General features: G+C 60.1%; 2 protein-coding genes. Both read right to left on the bottom strand.

Annotated features, from left to right (window positions below):
• A partial coding sequence (locus AC1D00_RS41910) for a hypothetical protein (RefSeq protein WP_477014746.1) occupies positions 1-499 on the bottom strand: 499 nt, incomplete at its 3' end.
• Between the two features lie 220 nt (positions 500-719).
• Positions 720-1194, bottom strand: a 475-nt coding sequence (locus tag AC1D00_RS41905) for a phospholipase effector Tle1 domain-containing protein (RefSeq protein ID WP_477014745.1), incomplete at its 5' end; no start/stop codon positions are given.

Here is a 1194-nt window from a genome sequence, read left to right as displayed (position 1 = left end):
CCTTCAAGGTCTCTTCGAGCCTGGCCGTGCGCGATCCGATCGCCGCGTTGGCCGCTCGCACGGCGGCAGCCTCGATCGCCTCGTCGCGGCTGAGCTTGTCGTGATGAAACAGCCATTTTGCCACCGTCGCCCAATCCCACAGCGGGCTGTCGGACGTCACGCGGGCGACCGGCGCGGGAAAATCCCGGGCTCGCTGTCCCTTGGAATATTGCGTCATCGCCGCGCGCGTCATTCCGGTCCGGGCGGCGATATCGGAGAGGCTGACGAGCGGGTCGGGCTCGACGCGATCGACGCGGGCACCGGCGGCCTGCACGTTCTGCACCGCCGTGACGATGGCCTCGCCGACTGATTTCGCCTCCCGGGTGAAGTCGACGATGATGTGGCCCTTCTGGAAGGCGATCGCCGCGTCGTCACAGCCGGCATCATAGAAGCGCTGCTCGAAATCCTCCGCCGCAGGATCGAGACCGGACGCAATGATGCTGAACTCGAATTTCTTCACGTGTCCTCCTCTCTTCCATGCGGACAGCGCGCGATCGTGCGCATCTGGTCTCGGGTCTCGTTGCCGTACGCCGCAGATGACAAGGTTTCGGCTCGGGTTTGGTTTCGGTGTTGTGCGCGTGCTCCACGGTATGCCCCTCCCGGTGATGCTACCGGGGCGAGTAAACGGAAAATGTGACGTACGTCGATTTCCCGACGCGCTTCGTTCTTTTTGTTACTCGCTAAGTCGAAGCGGCGGCTTGGCGCGGCGGAACTGAAAGTGGAAAAGTGCCGTAAGTCTTCGGGATGTTGATTGGTCGGTAACTCGGCAGTTCATTGATGCGCTCAATAACCGACTCGTGAAGTATCGCCCCCTCGGGGATGACGCGCGGCTCGCAATCGGGAATATAGAGGCCCAGGAACGATTTCCGCTCTGGCCACTCTCTGTATATTGCACTCTTGGGGATATACTCGAGCACTCGCCAAGCGCCTGTCATCGAATTATGTCCAATGCCCGCGACATCAGGGGCCGTATGCCTAAACGGATTGCCCGGCGTCGGCATTCCCCAAGCAAGTTGACTTACAATTTGCGGATCAAAATTGAGTCCACATTTTGCGGCCTCCTCAATCATCCAGAGAAGGGGATATTTCGATAACGCACTCTCAGCCTCTGGATACCCGCCGCCGATGTCTGCGTGGACGCCAGCAAACCAAACC

The organism is Bradyrhizobium sp. P2_E8 (genome assembly GCF_056403875.1).
Note: the sequence above shows the minus strand (reverse complement) of the source record. Positions and strands in the feature narration are given on the sequence as shown.